General features: G+C 60.5%; 13 protein-coding genes and 1 tRNA gene. 13 read left to right on the forward strand and 1 reads right to left on the reverse strand.

What is annotated here, in order from left to right; genetic code table 11:
• Positions 1–20: 20 nt before the first annotated feature.
• The 6 genes from CFU_RS20365 (at position 21) to prmC (ending at position 8,230) form a co-directional block, all read left to right on the forward strand.
• Entirely contained in the window at positions 21–1,691 is a 1,671-nt protein-coding gene (locus tag CFU_RS20365; protein WP_014007886.1) for a FecR domain-containing protein, read from the forward strand.
• Between the two features lie 36 nt (positions 1,692–1,727).
• On the forward strand, positions 1,728–4,127 hold the full coding sequence (locus CFU_RS20370) for a CHASE2 domain-containing protein (RefSeq protein WP_014007887.1): 2,400 nt from the start codon (positions 1,728–1,730) through the stop codon (positions 4,125–4,127).
• A gap of 125 nt (positions 4,128–4,252) precedes the next feature.
• On the forward strand, positions 4,253–5,542 hold the full coding sequence (gene hemA, locus CFU_RS20375) for a glutamyl-tRNA reductase (protein WP_014007888.1): 1,290 nt from the start codon (positions 4,253–4,255) through the stop codon (positions 5,540–5,542).
• Between the two features lie 101 nt (positions 5,543–5,643).
• Positions 5,644–6,726, forward strand: a complete 1,083-nt coding sequence (gene prfA, locus CFU_RS20380) for a peptide chain release factor 1 (RefSeq protein WP_014007889.1) — start codon at positions 5,644–5,646, stop codon at positions 6,724–6,726.
• A gap of 118 nt (positions 6,727–6,844) precedes the next feature.
• Positions 6,845–7,333 (forward strand): disulfide bond formation protein B, encoded by a 489-nt coding sequence (locus tag CFU_RS20385; protein WP_014007890.1) that lies wholly within the window; start codon positions 6,845–6,847, stop codon positions 7,331–7,333.
• A 24-nt stretch (positions 7,334–7,357) separates the two neighbouring features.
• Complete coding sequence (gene prmC, locus CFU_RS20390) at positions 7,358–8,230, forward strand: peptide chain release factor N(5)-glutamine methyltransferase (RefSeq protein ID WP_014007891.1); 873 nt, start codon at positions 7,358–7,360, stop codon at positions 8,228–8,230.
• Between the two features lie 61 nt (positions 8,231–8,291).
• On the opposite strand, the gene aqpZ is transcribed toward prmC, so the two are convergent.
• Positions 8,292–8,987, reverse strand: coding sequence for an aquaporin Z (aqpZ, locus tag CFU_RS20395; RefSeq protein WP_014007892.1), 696 nt, complete (start codon positions 8,985–8,987; stop codon positions 8,292–8,294).
• 373 nt (positions 8,988–9,360) lie between these two features.
• Between aqpZ and CFU_RS20400 the strand changes: the two genes are divergently transcribed.
• The 7 genes from CFU_RS20400 to CFU_RS20430 all read left to right on the forward strand — a co-directional run bounded on the left by CFU_RS20400 (position 9,361) and on the right by CFU_RS20430 (position 18,319).
• Positions 9,361–11,703: a Tex family protein gene (locus tag CFU_RS20400; RefSeq protein WP_014007894.1), complete on the forward strand. Its 2,343-nt coding sequence runs from the start codon at positions 9,361–9,363 to the stop codon at positions 11,701–11,703.
• A gap of 202 nt (positions 11,704–11,905) precedes the next feature.
• Entirely contained in the window at positions 11,906–12,856 is a 951-nt protein-coding gene (ispB, locus tag CFU_RS20405; RefSeq protein WP_085959179.1) for an octaprenyl diphosphate synthase, read from the forward strand.
• A 91-nt stretch (positions 12,857–12,947) separates the two neighbouring features.
• Positions 12,948–13,024 (forward strand) — tRNA-Pro (locus tag CFU_RS20410).
• Positions 13,025–13,066: 42 nt separating this feature from the next.
• Positions 13,067–14,356 (forward strand): HlyC/CorC family transporter, encoded by a 1,290-nt coding sequence (locus CFU_RS20415; protein ID WP_014007896.1) that lies wholly within the window; start codon positions 13,067–13,069, stop codon positions 14,354–14,356.
• A 123-nt stretch (positions 14,357–14,479) separates the two neighbouring features.
• On the forward strand, positions 14,480–16,204 hold the full coding sequence (gene pilB, locus CFU_RS20420; RefSeq protein ID WP_014007897.1) for a type IV-A pilus assembly ATPase PilB: 1,725 nt from the start codon (positions 14,480–14,482) through the stop codon (positions 16,202–16,204).
• A gap of 16 nt (positions 16,205–16,220) precedes the next feature.
• Positions 16,221–17,453 (forward strand): type II secretion system F family protein, encoded by a 1,233-nt coding sequence (locus CFU_RS20425; RefSeq protein WP_014007898.1) that lies wholly within the window; start codon positions 16,221–16,223, stop codon positions 17,451–17,453.
• On the forward strand, positions 17,453–18,319 hold the full coding sequence (locus tag CFU_RS20430) for a prepilin peptidase (RefSeq protein WP_014007899.1): 867 nt from the start codon (positions 17,453–17,455) through the stop codon (positions 18,317–18,319). Before CFU_RS20425 ends, CFU_RS20430 begins: the two co-directional genes overlap by 1 nt.

Below are 18,319 nucleotides of genomic sequence, written 5' to 3' on the forward strand. Positions count from 1 at the left end.
GGTTGCGCTGATAGACAGATATGCGCAGCACATTCACCAAAATAGCTTTCCTGGCGCTCTGCCTTGCAGAGGCGCCGCTATTTGCTGCCCCGCCGGCGCTGGACCCGGCCGCGGTGCAGGTGGGTGCGGCGACGATCACTTACCGCGCGCAGCTTGGCGACACCCTGGGCGTGATCGCCGCCCAGCTGACTTCCAGCAAGAACAACTGGGTGCAGCTGGCGAAACTCAACCACATCGAAAATGACCGCACGATCCCGGTCGGCACCGCCATCATCATTCCGGTGGCGCTGCTGCCGGATGATCCGAGCACGGCCCAGGTAGCCGCCATGTCCGGCAATATCGACGCTGTCGGCGCCGACGGCCGCCCGATCGAGATCAGCATCGGCACTATCTTGAGCGAAGGCACCATCATCAATACCGGCAGCAACAGCTTCCTGTCGCTCAGCCTGCCGGACCAGTCGCATGTCGCCCTGCCGTCCAACAGCCAGGTAAAACTGAGCAAGCTGCGCACCGCGCGCTATACCAATAGCCCGCGCACCGAGATCACATTGCTCAAAGGCCGGGTCGAATCCAAGGTCTCGCCGCTGGACAAGAACAAAGGCCGTTTCGAAGTCCATTCGCCGCTGGCGGTGGCGGGCGTGCGCGGCACCGATTTCCGGGTCGACCTGGTCGGCGACAGGGTGATGACCGAAGTGCTGAGCGGCGGTGTCGCAGTGGCCAAGAAAAACCAGGCGCCGGCGCTAACCCTGCGCCCTGGGCAAGGCAACGTCACCAACGGCAAAGGGGTGGGCAAGGCAGTTGCGCTGTTGCCGGCGCCACAACTCAATGGCCGTCCGCAGCTGCAGGAACGGCCGACGGTCCGCTTCAGCGTCGCTGCGGTGGCCGGCGCCCGCAGCTACCGTGCGCAAATCGCCACCGATGCCGATGCGCGCAATGTCGTCAGCGAGGCCGAATCGGACAATACCGAACTCAAGATCAACGGGCTTGAGGACGGCAAGTATTTCGCCCGCATCACTGCGCTCGACCAGACTGGCTTGCAAGGCATCCCGCAGATCACCGCGTTTACATTAAAAGCCCGGCCCGAACCGCCGATCTCGATCGAACCAAAGAACAAATCGCGCGCCGAAGACGTCATCTTCAGCTGGGCCGAAGTCGGCAACGCGCAAGCCTATCATCTGCAAGTCGCCAGCGATGCCGAATTCAGGCAGCTGCTGCTTGACCAGCCGGCCGTCGCGGCGCCGCAGTTCAGCGCCGGCAAACTGGCGCTCGGCACTTACTTCTGGCGCGTGGCGACCATTGTCGAGCAGGGCAAGGGCAGCGACCAGGGGCCTTACGGCGATCCGCAACGCTTCAACCTGCTGCCGGCGCTGCAGGTTCCCAAGTTTGCCGATGCGGTCGAGGGCGACCTGTCGTTCCGCTGGAGCGCAGAACCGGGACAAACATTCGTGGTCGAAATCGGCCGCGACGCAGGCTACTCGGCGCTGCTGCTGACGCAAACCACGGCGACGCCGGAGATCGTCGTCCCGCGTCCGGACAACGGCACTTATTTCATCCGCATCAAGGCGATCGACGCCGACGGTTACGTAGGCCCCTTCTCGCCTTCGCAAAAAGTGTATATCGGCAGCCGCTGGATCACCAGCGACGGTTCGCCCCTGCTCAATGTCGGCGGCAACACCCAGACCGGACATTAAGCCTGCCACGACCATGCAACCTTTCGCCGACTGTTCATGATCAAGCAGGTCATTCCGCTCATCAAACGGGTAGCGTTCCGCCAATGGATGGCGATCACCATACTGATGCTGATCGTCGCCGGCAGCATGGGCTACGTGAACGGCCTCGGCCGCCTCGACCGCACCTTGTACGACCAGTTCATGCGGGCCGATTCGCGGCCGGCGCGCGACGACATCATCATCGTCGCCATCGACGACTACAGCATCAGCAAGCTGGGCCGCTGGCCCTGGGAACGCAGCCTGCACGCCAAGCTGCTGAACCGGATCATGCACGCCAATCCGCTGGCGATCGGGCTGGACGTGATCATGCCGGAGGCCGAACAAGGACAGTCCCCCGGCCAGCGCGCCGATGACCGCGCGCTGACCAAGGCGCTGGCGGCCAGCAAGCTGACGGTGCTGCCGATGGTCGCTGCCAGCGCCGGTCCCGGCCTGAAAGCTCTGCTGCCGACGCCGGATTTTCTCAATGCCGCACGCGGCATAGGCCATGTGCACCTGGAGCTCGATCCGGACGGCGTGGTGCGCAGCGTCTTTCTGCGAGAAGGCCAGGACGGCAATTGGTGGCCGCATTTTGCGGTTGCGCTGGCCGGCGTCGCCGGGCAAAACATTACCGGCGCCGACGGCAGCCTGCCAGGCGCGCGGTTAGGGGAGACGCCGGTTGATCCCGCTCCGCACAAAGCCGACGGCTGGCAGCGCGATTACCAGATCCAGATCCCGTTCGCCGGCGGCAGCGGCCATTTCCGCTCGGTGCCCTATGCCTCGGTACTGCGCGGCGACGTGCCCGATCAGTTTTTCACCGGCAAATATGTATTGATCGGCCCCACCGCGCTAGGCATGGCGGATACGTTCCCGACGCCGGTCTCAGGCACCTCCGGCGTCATGCCGGGCATCGAGATCAACGCCAATATCCTGGCCGGCCTGCTCGACCACAAATCGATCAGCATCGCCCGGCCGCTGCAGACCGCGCTGTTCAGCATCGTGCCGGTGCTCATCGCGCTCTCCAGCTACCTGCTGTGGACGCCGCGCATCTCCTTGCTGATCACCGCCACCCTGATGCTGCTGACGATGGCGGTCAGCTATCTGCTGCTGACGCTGGGCATCTGGATCGCCCCGACCGCAGCCCTGATCGCGCTCGCCATCGCCCATCCCATATGGAACTGGATCCGCCTCGAATCGGCGATTTCCTATCTCGGCCAAGAATTCATGCTGCTGGACCAGGAACCGCACCTGCTGCCTGAGGTGAATACGGAACCGGCGCCGCAGCAAGTGGAAGACTTGCTCGAGCAGCGCATCAACGCCATGCGGGTCGCGGCGCGCCGGGTGCGCGATTTGCGCCAGTTCATTTCGGACAGCGTCAACAGCCTGCCGGACGCCACCCTGATCACCACCATCGACGGCCATGTGCTTGTCTCGAACCAGTTTGCGCGGGACTATTTCGCCGCCGCCGGCATCCGCAATATCGACGGCGCGCTGCTGCCCTACCTGTTTTCCAACATGAGCACGCCGCAAGCCGGCAATACCGCCGCCGGCCACGTCTTCAGCTGGTGGGACCTGATCGATCTCGAACATGTGGCCACCCTCACCAGCGGCACCACGGTGCAGGACCAGCAAGGGCGCGACCTGCTGATCAAGAGCGGGCCCTGCCATTCCGCGCACCAGGTGCTGACCGGCTGGATCGTCAGCATCGTCGACATCACCATCATCCGCGCCGCCGAACGCAGCCGCGACGAAACACTGCGCTTCCTGTCGCACGACATGCGCGCGCCGCAAGCCTCGATCCTGGCTTTGCTCGAATTGCAAGGCAACCCGTCCTCGGCGCTGCCGCAGAAGGAATTTTTCGCGCGGCTGGAGCAGGCGGCGCGCAAGACCCTGGGGCTGGCGGATAATTTTGTCCAGCTGGCGCGCGCCGAATCGTCCGAATACCGACTCGAAGAAGTCGATTTCCAGGATGTGCTGTATGACGCCGTCGATGAAATGTGGAGCCTTGCCAACAACAAGAAGATCGAGCTGATCACGGATATCGAAGGCCAGGAATTCCTGACCAATATCGATCGCTCGCTGATGGCGCGCGCGCTGTGCAACCTGATTTCCAACGCCATCAGCTACAGCTTGCCGGATACCCGGATTACCTGCACCTTGCGCCTGAAATACGTCAAATTGCTGCCGCAGGTAGTCTGCCGCATCACCGACCAGGGTTTTGGCATTGCGCCGCATGACCAGGTCAAGCTGTTCCAGCGCTACCAGCGCGTCAGCGCCCCGGGCCAGCCGCATACGGAAGGCACCGGCCTCGGCCTGGTGTTTGTAAAAACCGTGGTGGAGCGGCACTTTGGTGAAATTTCGCTGGAAAGCACCCTGGGCGAAGGCAGCACTTTCATTGTCACTTTGCCAGCCCTTACCTGAGCTGCGGCCGGCGCCAGCCGGGCTGCAATTTCCTCTCTGGCTACTAAGAGTATAATCTCGGGTTAACAATATTGCCCCGGTTCATTACCGCCCCTGTTGTCAACTGCATCCATGCACCTGTTTCTATGCAACTGTTAACCGTCGGCCTCAACCACACCACCGCGCCCGTTTCCCTGCGCGAAAAGGTGGCTTTCCCGGCTGACCAGATCGGTCAGGCGGTGATGGCGGCGCGCGCCTGGTTCAGCGGCGGCAACACCCCCAGCATGTCGGATGAAGCTGCGATCCTGTCAACCTGCAACCGTACCGAACTGTACGCGGCGGGCAACCTGCAGCACGGGGTTGACGCTTCTATCGACTCCACCGCACATTTCCTGGCGCATTACCACCAGCTGCCTTACGCCGAGCTGCGGCCACATTTGTACACGCTGCCGCAAGACAACGCCGTGCGCCATGCGTTCCGGGTGGCTTCAGGGCTGGATTCCATGGTGCTGGGCGAAGCGCAGATCCTGGGCCAGATGAAGGATGCCGTGCGCCATGCGGAAGCCGCCGGCGGCCTCGGCACTTACCTGCACCAGCTGTTCCAGCGCACCTTCGCGGTCGCCAAGGAAGTCCGCAGCACTACCGAAATCGGCGCCCATAGCGTTTCCATGGCCGCCGCTGCGGTGCGCATGTCGGAACGGATTTTCGATACCGTCGCCGGCCAGCATGTGCTGTTCATCGGCGCCGGCGAAATGATCGAGTTGTGCGCCACCCACTTTGCCGCGCAAAATCCGAAATCCCTGACGGTCGCCAACCGCACCCTGGAACGCGCCGAATTGCTGGCGCATCGTTTCAACGGCCAGGCCATACGGCTGGCTGAATTGCCGACGCAGCTGGGCAATTTCGACATCATCGTTTCTTGCACCGCATCGAGCTTGCCGATCATCGGCCTCGGCATGGTCGAACGCGCGGTCAAGGCGCGGCGCCACAAACCGATGTTCATGCTGGACCTGGCCGTGCCGCGCGATATCGAAACTGAAATCGGCCGCCTCGACGATATTTTCCTGTACACCGTCGACGACCTCGGTTCGATCGTGCAGACCGGCATGGAAAATCGCCAGGCCGCGGTAGCGCAGGCAGAAGCCATCATCGAAACCCGGGTGCAGTCATTCATGCACTGGGTGGATAACCGGGCGGTGGTGCCGCTGATCCAGGACCTGCAGGAATCGAGCGAAGCCATGCGCCGGCTGGAGCTGGAGCGCGCCCGCAAAATGCTGGCCAAGGGCGAGGATATCGAAGTAGTCCTGGAAGCGCTCTCCAAAGGCCTGACCGCCAAATTCATGCACGGCCCGCAACAGGCTTTGCACAATGCCCAGGGCGACGAACGCGCGCGCCTGGCAGCCCTCCTGCCGCAACTGTTCCGCACCAAACGTTAGCGCAGCTGCCGCTACACCCCGCATGGCCGCGAACAATCGTGCCGCCCTGCGCACTGCTGCATCCCCTTTTTCGATTCGCCTTGCCCTGACTGAAACCCGCCATGAAACCATCAATGCTCGCCAAGCTCGACCAACTTGCCAATCGCCTGGTCGAAGTCGGCGACCTGCTGATGCAGGAAGACGCCACCGCCAGCATGGACAGCTATCGCAAGTTGACGCGCGAACACGCAGAACTGGGGCCGCTGGTCGAGCTGTACCAGGCCTATCTGCAAGCCGACGCCGATATCGCGGCGGCGCAAGAAATGCAATCCGACCCGGACATGAAGGAATTCGCCCAAGATGAGATCGTGGCGGCGAAAGCGCGCATGGAACAGCTGCAGGGCGACCTGCAGAAGATGCTGCTGCCCAAGGACCCTAACGACGAGCGCAATATTTTCCTGGAAATCCGGGCCGGCACCGGCGGCGACGAATCGGCGCTGTTCGCCGGCGACCTGCTGCGGATGTATACGCGCTTCGCCGAACGCAACCGCTGGCAGGTCGAGATGGTGTCGGAATCGTCGTCGGAAGTCGGCGGTTACAAGGAAGTCATCGTGCGCGTGATCGGCTTCGGCGCCTACTCCAAGTTGAAGTTCGAATCCGGCGGCCATCGCGTGCAGCGGGTGCCGGCCACGGAAACCCAGGGCCGCATCCATACCTCGGCCTGCACCGTCGCCATCATGCCGGAGGCGGACGAAGTCGGCGACGTCGACATCAATCCTGCCGACATCCGCATCGACACCTACCGCGCCTCCGGCGCCGGCGGCCAGCACATCAACAAGACCGATTCCGCGGTGCGCATCACCCACATGCCGACCGGCATCGTGGTCGAGTGTCAGGACGACCGCAGCCAGCACAAGAACAAGGCTTCCGCCCTGAAAGTGCTGGCGGCGCGCATCAAGGACGGCCAGCTGCGCGCGCAGCAGTCGAAAGAAGCCGCCACCCGCAAATCGCTGATCGGCTCGGGTGACCGCAGCGAGCGCATCCGCACCTACAATTTCCCGCAAGGGCGGATGACCGACCATCGCATCAACCTGACCTTGTACAAGCTCGATTTCATCATGGACGGCGACCTGGAAGAGCTGACCAACGCGCTGGCGGCAGAGCACCAGGCTGACCTGCTGGCGGCGCTGGGAGATGCGGTCTAAACGGCGCGCAGGCGATCTGAAAATCGCATATGCTAGCGGCTGGCGCGGAACCAAGCGGCGCAGGCGGTATCTGACCCGCGACAGACAGGCTCTCATCGACCCAACTCACACTCCAAAAATGAAAACATCCAAATCCGTTTTGCTTGCAGTCGCCTTCATCGCCCTGGCTATCCTGGGCGGCGCATTGTATTTGCAGCACTACCAGGACATGCAGCCTTGTCCGCTGTGCGTGATACAGCGTTATGCATTCGCGGCGATCGCGCTGATTTGCCTGATTTGCGCCGGCCTGCCGGCCGGCGCCCAGAAAGCCGGGGCGGGAATCGGCATCCTGGCGGGACTGGGCGGCGCCGGCACCGCTATCTGGCATCTGTGGGTCATCGCCCATCCGGCGGTCTCGTGCGGCCGCGATGCGCTGGAGGCGCCCATGAACGCGCTGCCGCCGGCCACTTTGCTGCCGTCGGTGTTCAAGGTAGACGCCTACGCACTCTGCTCGACCCCTTACGATCCGATCCTGGGCCTGTCGATCCCGCAATGGTCGCTGTTGTGGTTTGTGGTGCTGCTCGTGATCCTGGTCGCCACACTGTTCAAACGCAATAGCCGCTACTAAGCGGCGCGACGAAATGGCTGAGTAATGGCTGTCATTCCCGATACGTTTGCAATAGAGGCAGGCGCCAGCATCGCCGCGATATTGAAGCAGGCGCCGCTCAACCCGCTGGAGAACCGCATCCTGCTGATGCATGCGCTGCAGCTGACGCGGATACAGCTGATTACCCAGGACGAGCGGACTATCGACACCGGCCAAGCGCGGCGGCTGTCGACCCTGTTTCAGCGACGCCTACTGGGCGAGCCGATTGCGTACATTATCGGCCAGCGCGAATTTTATGGCTTGCAACTGGAAGTCACCCCGGACGTCCTGATCCCGCGCCCGGAGACCGAACTGCTGGTGGACCTGGCGCTACAGCACTTGCCTGCCGCCGCCGGCCCGGAGACGCTAAGCGTGCTGGACCTGGGCACCGGTTCCGGCGCCATCGCGGTCGCCATCGCCCACAGCCGTCCGGACCTGCAACTGACCGCGCTGGACGTCAGCGCCGCCGCGCTGGCGGTGGCCAGCCGCAATGCCGCGCGCTACCTGGCGCCGGGCCAGCTGCAGCTGTTGTTAAGCAGCTGGTATGGCGCGCTGGACGACCGGCAATTCAATTTGATCGTCGCCAATCCGCCGTATATCGTTGCCGGCGACAGCCACCTGGCGCAGGGCGACCTGCGCTTCGAACCGCAAGATGCGCTGACCGACCATGCAGACGGCTTGAGCGCGCTGCGCATCATCATCGACGGCGCAGCGCGCCACCTGAAAGACGGCGGCTGGCTGCTGATGGAGCATGGCTACGATCAGGCGCCGGCAGTGCGTGAACTGCTGCAGGCACAGCAATTTGATGCCGTGCAAAGCTGGGAAGACATCGCCGGCATCGAACGCGTCAGCGGCGGCAGGCGCAAGAGCCCAAGCTAATCGGCAGAAAACAAAAAAGCGCGGCATGCCGCGCTTTTTTTATCCATACCGGATCAGGACATCAGTCCTTCTCGCCCCAGATTGCCGGGTACACGATACCCGCGATAACCGCGCCGACCAGCGGCGCCAGCCAGAACAGCCACAGCTGCTGCAATGCCCAGCCGCCGACAAACAACGCCTGGCTGGTGCTGCGCGCCGGATTCACCGAGGTATTGGTGACCGGGATGCTGATCAGGTGGATCAGGGTCAGGCACAGGCCGATCGCAATCGGCGCAAAACCGGCCGGTGCGCGCTTGTCGGTAGCGCCCAGGATCACGATCAGGAAGATGAAAGTCATCACCACTTCAGAAATCAGGGCCGCGTTCATCGAATACAGGCCCGGCGAATGGTCGCCGTAGCCGTTGGCGGCAAAATTGCCGATCTCCGCGCCCGCTTTGCCGGTGGCGATCAGGTACAGGACACCTGCGGCGATGATGCCGCCGACTACCTGGGCCACCCAGTAAGGCAGAATTTCGCTTTTCGGGAAACGGCCGGCGGTAGCCAGTCCGAGCGTCACTGCCGGATTCAAGTGGCAGCCGGAAATATGGCCGATGGCGAACGCCATTGTCAGCACGGTCAGGCCGAAAGCCAGCGCGACGCCGTGAAACCCGATTCCCAGTCCCGGAAACCCGGCCGCCAGCACAGCGCTGCCGCAACCGCCGAGAACCAGCCAGAATGTGCCAAGGGCTTCCGCGCCCAGACGTTTAGATAGATGCATATTCGACTCCTGAAGAAATACTACTGTGTGATTAATGAACAATGGGCGTTACATCTTCGCCCTGTCGCATACGGCCACAAGCATATTTGCTGGCTCATCGACAAACAAGAAAAAAATTATCATTTAACAATATTTTTCATTTACAACCATTTTCCTCACGTCTGCTCAGATTCGCCTGACAGTTGTCTATAGAACAGTCCGACAAGCGCGGATAAATAATACCACTGGGAAATAAAAATATGGTGATATGACAAGCTTTTCGGCCGAACGGATTTTCAGGGCGGCTTCTTTTCGGGCTGTCAAGACTGGCGGAATTATCTGGATTGCGTATGATCCAACGCTTGATTTTCATTCTTAAGACCCTCGACTCTCTATGCTGCCTTCGATCGAACAACGTCTCGCCCTTGAACTTGCCGCCAAACCGGTGCAGGTCGCCGCTGCCGTCGCCCTGCTGGACGAAGGCGCCACCGTGCCTTTTATCGCTCGCTACCGCAAGGAAGCCACCGGCGGCCTGGACGATATCCAGCTGCGCTTGCTGGAAGAACGCCTGCGCTACCTGCGCGAGCTGGAAGTCCGGCGCGGCGCGATCCTGGCCTCGATTGAAGAACAGGGAAAAATGACGCCAGCGCTATTACAGGCAATTTCGCTGGCAGAGGACAAGACCCGGCTCGAAGACTTGTACCTGCCGTACAAGCTGAAGCGCCGCACCAAGGCGCAGATCGCCGCGGAAGCCGGCCTGACCGAGCTGGCCGATGCACTGTTGGGCAATCCCGAACTGAATCCGGAGCAGGAAGCCGACAAGTACCTGAAACCGGCATTCAGCACCGACAATGGCGACAACCCTGGCGTCGCCGATGCCAAGGCCGCGCTCGACGGCGCCCGCCAGATCCTGATGGAGCGCTTCTCGGAAGACGCCGCGCTGCTGCAGGCGCTGCGCGAGTACCTGACCGAGCACGGCGTGGTCGAATCGAAAGTGGTGGACGGCAAACAGGACGCCGGTGAAAAATTCGCCGACTACTTCGACTATTCCGAAACCATAGGCACGATCCCGTCGCACCGGGCGCTGGCGCTGTTCCGCGGCCGCCGCGAAGAAATCCTGAATGTGGTGCTGCGTCTCGACACGGAAGAAGAAAAACCGAAATGGGACGCCCCGCACAATCCGTGCGAAGGCCGCATCGCCGCCCGTTTCGGCATCAGCAACAAAAACCGCAGCGCCGACAAATGGCTGAGCGACACGGTACGCTGGAGCTGGCGCGTCAAGGTCTTCATGCACCTGGAAACCGAGCTGATGACGAAGCTGCGTGAAACCGCGGAAGTGGAAGCGATCAACGTCTTCGCCCGCAACCTGAAAGCGCTGCTGCTGGCGGCGCCGGCCGGACCGCGCGCCACCATGGGCCTCGATCCTGGCTTGCGCACCGGCGTCAAGGTGGCGGTGATCGACGCTACCGGCAAGGTGGTCGACACTACCGCGATTTATCCGCACCAGCCGCGCAACGACTGGGACGGTTCGCTGCACACGCTGGCGCAACTGGCGGAAAAGCATAAGGTGTCGCTGATTTCGATCGGCAACGGCACCGCTTCGCGTGAAACCGACAAACTGGCGCAAGACCTGATCAAGCTGCGGCCGGAACTGAAGCTGACCAAGATCGTGGTGTCGGAAGCCGGCGCTTCGGTCTACTCGGCCTCGGAATTTGCCTCGCGCGAATTGCCGGACATGGACGTCTCGCTGCGCGGCGCAGTGTCGATTGCGCGCCGCCTGCAAGATCCGCTGGCAGAACTGGTGAAGATCGATCCGAAGTCGATCGGCGTCGGCCAGTACCAGCATGACGTCGGCCAGACCCAGCTGGCGCGCTCGCTGGATGCGGTGGTGGAAGATTGCGTGAATGCGGTCGGGGTCGATGTCAACACGGCGTCGGCGCCTCTGCTGGCGCGGGTTTCCGGCCTCAACGCCAGCGTTGCCCAGAGCATCGTTACTTACCGCGACATGAAAGGCATGTTTACATCGCGCGCCGGGTTGCGGGAAGTGCCGCGCCTGGGTGAAAAGACCTTTGAACAGGCAGCCGGTTTCCTGCGCGTCATGAATAGCGACAATCCTTTGGACGGCTCCGCGGTGCACCCGGAATCCTATCCGCTGGTGGAAAAGATCCTGGCCGACATCAAGAAAGACGTCAAGGGCGTGATCGGCGACGACAAGCTGCTGAAATCGCTCAATCCGGCCAAATACGCCGATGAAAAATTCGGCGTCCCGACCATCGCCGACATCCTCAAGGAACTGGAAAAACCAGGCCGCGACCCGCGCCCGGAATTCACCACCGCGACCTTCAAGGACGGCGTCGAAGAAATCCGCGACCTGCGTCCCGACATGATCCTGGAAGGCGTGGTCACCAATGTGGCGGCGTTTGGCGCATTTGTCGATATCGGCGTGCACCAGGACGGCCTGGTGCATATTTCCGCGCTGTCGAACACATTCGTCAAGGATCCGCACAGCGTGGTCAAGGCCGGCCAGGTGGTCAAGGTGAAAGTGCTGGAAGTCGACGAAAAGCGCAAGCGTATCGCGCTGACCATGCGCCTGACCGACAACGCCCCGGTCGCCGGCGCCAAGCCGGAGCAGCGCGCCGACCGCAATGACGCCAAGCGCCTGTCGCAGCAAAAGCAGGCAGCGCCGGCGCCGGTAAACGGCGCCATGGCCGCCGCCTTTGCAAAGTTAAAGGGATAGCAATATCTCCGGGACCGGACCAGTGCCGCCCTGCGCCAGCGCGAGGCGGCACTGTCCGGCACGCCAATACCAGTTCGGGCGAGAGCCGATTTGGGGTCAACGGGCCTTAATCGCGGCTGTCATCGTATAATCACGGCACAATCGATTTCCAACAGGTTTTATTTTGTCAGCCGCTCCCAACACTTCATCCTCACAATTCATGATGTCCCCGATCGCGGCCGATATGGAAGCGGTCAACGCAGTGATTCGCCGGCAATTGCATTCCGATGTGCCGCTGGTGAACCAGATTGCCGAATACATCATCAGTGCCGGCGGCAAGCGCCTGCGCCCGGTGCTGGTCTTGCTGATGGCCCAGGCTTACGGCTACAGCGGCGAAAAACACCACGAACTGGCGGCGGTGATCGAATTCATCCATACCGCGACCTTGCTGCACGACGACGTGGTCGATGAATCGTCCTTGCGGCGCGGCCGCCAGACCGCCAATGCGCTGTTCGGCAACGCCGCTTCGGTGCTGGTGGGCGATTTCCTGTATTCGCGCGCTTTCCAGATGATGGTGGCGGTCGACAATGCGCGCGTGATGCAGATCGTCGCCGACGCCACCAACGTTATCGCCGAGGGTGAAGTGCTGCAATTGCTGAACATGCACAATCCAGACGTGTCCGAAGAAAACTACCTGCAGGTGATCCGTTCCAAGACCGCCAAGCTGTTTGAGGCGGCGGCCCAGCTCGGCGCCCTGATCGCCGGCGCCGGCGACGATGCGATTGACGCTGCAGGCGAATACGGCCGTTCGCTCGGCACCGCGTTCCAGCTGATCGACGATGTCCTGGATTATTCCGGCAACGCCGGCGATATCGGCAAGAACGTCGGCGACGACCTGCGCGAAGGCAAGCCGACCCTGCCCCTGATTTACCTGATGGAGCATGGCAGCGCCGAACAGCGCGCACTGGTGCGCAGCTGCATCGAAAACGGCGATGAACAGCATTTCGATGAAATCCTCGCCGCCATCACCAGCTCGGGCGCCCTGAACTACACCAGGCATGAAGCAGAGAAAGCGTCGCAGCGGGCGGCGGCGGCGATTTCGGGGTTGCCAAATAGTCAGTTCAAGGATTCTTTGCTACAATTATCTGCGTTCGCAGTGGATCGGAATCACTGAGAATTCAGCAAGGGGACTGCTAGATCGCCACCGCGCACCACGGTGCGAGCCGGCAGCCCCAAAACCTGTCCAAGTCATTGGACAGCTAGATCGGGGTGTAGCTTAGCCTGGTAGAGCGCTACGTTCGGGACGTAGAGGCCGGAGGTTCGAATCCTCTCACCCCGACCACATAACACGTTGGTTTATTAACCTTTCCTTTACGGTGACCCTTTGGATGCCGTGCCCATATGGGTGCAGTTACTTGCACTAGTCGTACTCATCTTCCTGTCGGCTTTTTTTGCAATGGCGGAGACCGCCCTGGTCGCCGCCAACAAGCACCGCCTGCGCCACCTGGCCAAGCGCGGCAGCAAAGCAGCGACCACCACGCTATGGCTGCTGGAGCGGACCGATAAGCTGCTGTCGCTGATCCTGATCGTCAACACCCTGGTCAACGCCCTGGCCACCGCCCTGGTGACGGCGATTGCCATTACGACATTCGGCAACCACCAGGAAGTGATCACCATCGCTACCGCGGCGGTCGCCTTCCTGCTGATCGTATTCGCCGAAATCACGCCGAAAGTGATAGGCGCGACCTATCCCGAGCGCATTGCCCTGCCGACCAGTTTCGTGCTCAAGCCTTTGATGGCTTTGGCCAAGCCGCTGATCTGGTTCGTCAACCTGTTCGTGTCGGCGATCCTCGGGCTGCTGCACATCAAAACCGGCAAACACGCGCAGGAACAACGGGTATCGCCGGAAGAACTGCGTTCGATCGTGCTCGAAGGCGGCAATTTCATGCCGCAAAAACACAAAAGCATCTTGCTCAACCTGTTCGACCTGGAAAAAATCTCGGTGGAAGACGTCATGACCCCGCGGGCGCAAGTCGAGGCGCTGAACCTGTCGGCTTCAGTAGAGGATATCAAGCACCAGCTGACCACCTGCTATCACAACAAGCTGCCGGTATATGAAGGTGAAATCAACCAGATCGTCGGCATTTTGCACGTGCGCAAGGCCATGGTATTGCTGAACCAGGAAGAGGAACTGACGGTAGAACATTTCCGCCAGCTGCTCACTACGCCTTATTTCGTTCCGGAAGACACCGACGTTTTCACGCAACTGCAATATTTCCAGGAAAACCACGAACGGCTGGGCATCATTGTCGACGAGTATGGCGAAGTACAGGGACTGGTCACGCTGGAAGACATCATTGAAGAAATGATTGGCGAATTTACCACTTCCAAGCCGGGCGCGGCGCGCGCCGACAGTTTTTCCTGGAATCCGCAGGGACAGTGTCTGCTGGAGGGCACGACTACCCTGCGCGACATCAACAAACGGCTAGGCTTGAATTTTCCGCTCGACGGTCCCAAGACCCTGAACGGCCTGCTGCTCGAATGGCTGCAGGATATTCCCGACAACAATGTCAGCCTGAAAATTGCCGGATGCATCATAGAAATCGTGCAGGTGCAAAACCAGGCGATCAAGGTTGCCAAATTGATGCGGCCGAATAAACTACAAGAACATTAAAAACACTGCCCATCGGCAACTTTTACGACACATTTCTTCACAAATCCTTTACAAGTGAGTTTCCCGTAGGGCATCATTGGTCGGTTCGAATGGTTCGGCACATCTTTTGGTATTGACCCCCCTATGGCAGCAGTATTTCCCAACGCTAATTCCACCAGTCCGATCTCCGGACTTGCCCGCGCATTGCTGCAAGCCGGACGTCTTTCCGTACCCCAGCTGGAGGCCTTGCACAAAAAGGCTAGCGAGAGTCAAACGCCGTTTATCTCCGCCTTGCTGGAAAGCGGGCAGCTGGATGCCCGTTCGCTTGCCCTGTTTTGCGCCGAGACCTTCGGTTATCCGCAGCTGGACCTGAGCGTACTCAACCTCGGCATGCTGCCGGAAAAAGCCATCGACGCCAAGCTGATGGAAACCCATTCCGTATTGGCCCTGGCGAAACGCGGCAACAAGATCTATGTCGCCTTTTCCGATCCGACCAATATCCAGGCGCTGGACCAGATCAAGTTCCAGACCGAGCTGACGGTTGAACCGATCATCGTCGAACACCCGGTGCTGCTGAAACAGATCCAGAAACTGGTCAAGTCAGCCGAGCAAAGCCTCAACGAAATGGTCGGCGACGAGCAGGAAATCAACTTCGTCGAAGAGGATGCGGTAGCGGTTGCCGATGCTGCGGCTACCGATATCGACGATGCGCCGGTAGTCAGGTTCTTGCAGAAGATACTGACCGACGCCATCAACCAGGGCGCGTCCGACTTGCATTTCGAGCCGTTCGAAAAATTCTACCGTATCCGTTTCCGGGTCGACGGCGTCTTGCGCGACATGGCGCAGCCGCCGCTGTCGATCAAGGAAAAACTGGTATCCCGCATCAAGGTGATCTCCAAGCTGGATATTTCCGAAAAGCGGGTGCCGCAAGATGGCCGCATGCGCCTGGCGGTATCCAAGACCCGCGCAATCGATTTCCGGGTCAGCACATTGCCGACCTTGTTTGGCGAAAAAGTCGTAATGCGTATCCTGGACCCGAGCCAGGCCCAGATGGGGATTGACGCGCTGGGTTACGACCCGGACCAGAAAGAAATCCTGATGGAGGCTATCCAGCGTCCCTACGGCATGGTGCTGGTGACCGGGCCGACCGGTTCCGGCAAAACCGTATCGCTGTATACCTGCCTGAACATCCTGAACCAGCCTGGCATCAACATTTCCACCGCCGAAGATCCGGCCGAAATCAATTTGCCCGGCGTGAACCAGGTCAACATCAACGACCGTGCCGGACTGACTTTCCCGGTGGCGCTGAAAGCCTTCCTGCGGCAGGATCCCGACATCATCATGGTCGGTGAAATCCGCGACCTGGAAACCGCCGACATCTCGATCAAGGCCGCGCAAACCGGGCACATGGTGTTTTCCACACTGCACACCAACGATGCGCCATCGACGCTGACGCGTCTGATGAACATGGGGGTGCCGGCCTTCAATATCGCTTCGTCGGTGATCCTGATCACTGCGCAACGGCTGGCGCGCCGCCTGTGCAGCTGCAAGCAGCCGATTACTGTCCAGGAAGAAGCCTTGCTGGAAGCCGGCTTTACCGAAGACGACCTCGACGGCAGCTGGATGCCGTACAAGGCGGTCGGCTGCGATCGCTGCAACGGCACAGGATACAAAGGGCGGGTCGGCATCTACCAAATCATGCCGATCACCGAAGAAATAGAACGGATTATCCTGGCGCACGGCACGGCGCTGGAAATCGAAGCGCAGGCTAAGCGCGAGGGGGTCAAGACCCTGCGTTTGTCAGGATTGATGAAGGTTAAACAAGGGTTGACCAGCCTCGAAGAAGTGCTTGGCTGCACCAATATCTAATTTAGGGGAATAGTTCATGGCAACTGCCGCACGCAGCGCCGCAAGCGCACGTCAGGTCAAGGAGTGGGTGTATCTCTGGGAGGGCAAGGATAAAAAGGGCAAAGTAGTGCGCGGTGAACTGCGCGCCGGCAGCGAGACCGTGGTCAACGTCACCATGCGGCGCCAGGGAATCCTGGTCACCAAGGTTAAAAAGAAGACCTTCCGCAGCGGGAAGAAAATTTCCGACAAGGATATTTCCTTGTTTACCCGCCAGCTGGCCACCATGATGAAGGCCGGCGTGCCGCTGCTGCAGTCTTTTGATATCGTGGCCAAGGGGCATGCCAATCCGTCGGTGTCGAAACTGGTCAATGATATCCGCGGCGATGTGGAGACCGGCACCAGTCTGAGCCAGGCGTTCCGCAAGTTTCCGCTGTATTTCGACCCGTTGTTCTGCAACCTGGTTGGTGCTGGCGAACAGGCGGGTATTCTTGAAGACTTGCTGGAACGCCTGGCAATCTATAAAGAAAAGACTCTCGCGATCAAAGGTAAAATCAAATCTGCTTTGTTCTACCCTGTATCGATTTTGGCAGTAGCATTTGTCGTCACTGCGGTCATCATGATTTGGGTGGTACCCGCTTTCAAGCAGGTGTTTTCCAGCTTTGGCGCGGACTTGCCTGCGCCCACCATGTTTGTGATGTCAATATCGGACTTTATGGTCGGTAACTGGTACATTATCTTCCCCACCATATTTGCCGGCTTGTATTTGTTCTTCCAGTCCTGGAGACGTTCGCTCAAAATGCAGCGCGTCATGGATCGCTTGCTGCTGAAAGCGCCGATTTTCGGCGATGTGATACGCAAAGCAACGATAGCGCGCTGGACCCGCACTTTGGCCACCATGTTTGCCGCCGGCGTGCCATTAGTCGAGTCGCTTGACTCGGTGGGTGGCGCATCCGGCAACGCGGTCTACCTGGACGCCACCAAGAAGATCCAAAGCGAAGTCAGCACCGGCACCAGCTTGACCGCAGCCATGGAAAACGCCAATGTATTCCCGAATATGGTGACGCAAATGGTTTCGATCGGCGAAGAGTCCGGCTCACTGGATCAAATGCTGGGTAAAGTAGCCGACTTCTACGAGGCTGAAGTGGATGATGCGGTAGCCTCCCTGTCCAGCCTGATGGAACCCTTGATCATGGTGATCCTCGGCGTGCTGATCGGCGGCCTGGTGGTTGCCATGTACCTGCCAATCTTCAAGTTGGGCTCGGTGGTCTGATGCAAGACGGGATTTTTTTCCTGGCGGCGGGGAGCCTGCTTCCCACCGTCCTGGCAGCTGTTTTTGGATTGTTGATCGGCAGTTTCCTGAATGTGGTGATTCACAGGCTGCCGATCATGATGCAGCGCGAATCGGATAATTACGTCGCCCACGAAAGCGGCAAGCCGCTGCCGCACACCGAGCGCTACAACCTGGTGGTGCCGCGCTCGGCCTGCACCCAATGCAAACACCAGATCGGCGCGCTGGAGAACGTGCCTATACTGAGCTACCTGGCCTTGCGCGGCAAATGCGCAGCATGCAAAACCCCCATCTCGATACGCTATCCCCTGGTCGAAGCATTGACCGGAGCGCTGTCGGCCCTGCTCATCTGGCACTTCGGCAGCGGCTGGGTCGGCCTGGCGACCCTGGTCTTGCTCTATCTGCTGATCGCGATGACGTTTATCGACGCCGATACCCAATTGCTGCCGGACGACCTGACCTTGCCGCTGCTCTGGATTGGCCTGCTGCTGAACCTGTCCGGCCTGTTCGTACCCCTGCAAGACGCCGTGATCGGCGCCGCGGCCGGCTACCTGAGCCTGTGGGCGATCTACTGGGCCTTCAAACTGCTGACCGGCAAGGAAGGCATGGGGTACGGCGATTTCAAGCTGCTGGCGGCGCTCGGCGCCTGGCTGGGCTGGAAGATGCTACCCATCATCATCCTGTTTTCATCGTTGGTAGGCGCGGTAGTCGGGATCATACTGATCGTTTTTGCCCGCCGCGGCCGCGACAAACCCATCCCCTTCGGCCCTTACCTGGCCGCCGCCGGCCTGCTGGCCCTGCTCTACGGCCAAACAATTCTGGAAACTTATTTCGGTTTTGCTACCTAA

It is taken from the genome of Collimonas fungivorans Ter331 (assembly GCF_000221045.1).
GTDB classification, from domain to species: Bacteria; Pseudomonadota; Gammaproteobacteria; order Burkholderiales; family Burkholderiaceae_D; genus Collimonas; species Collimonas fungivorans_A.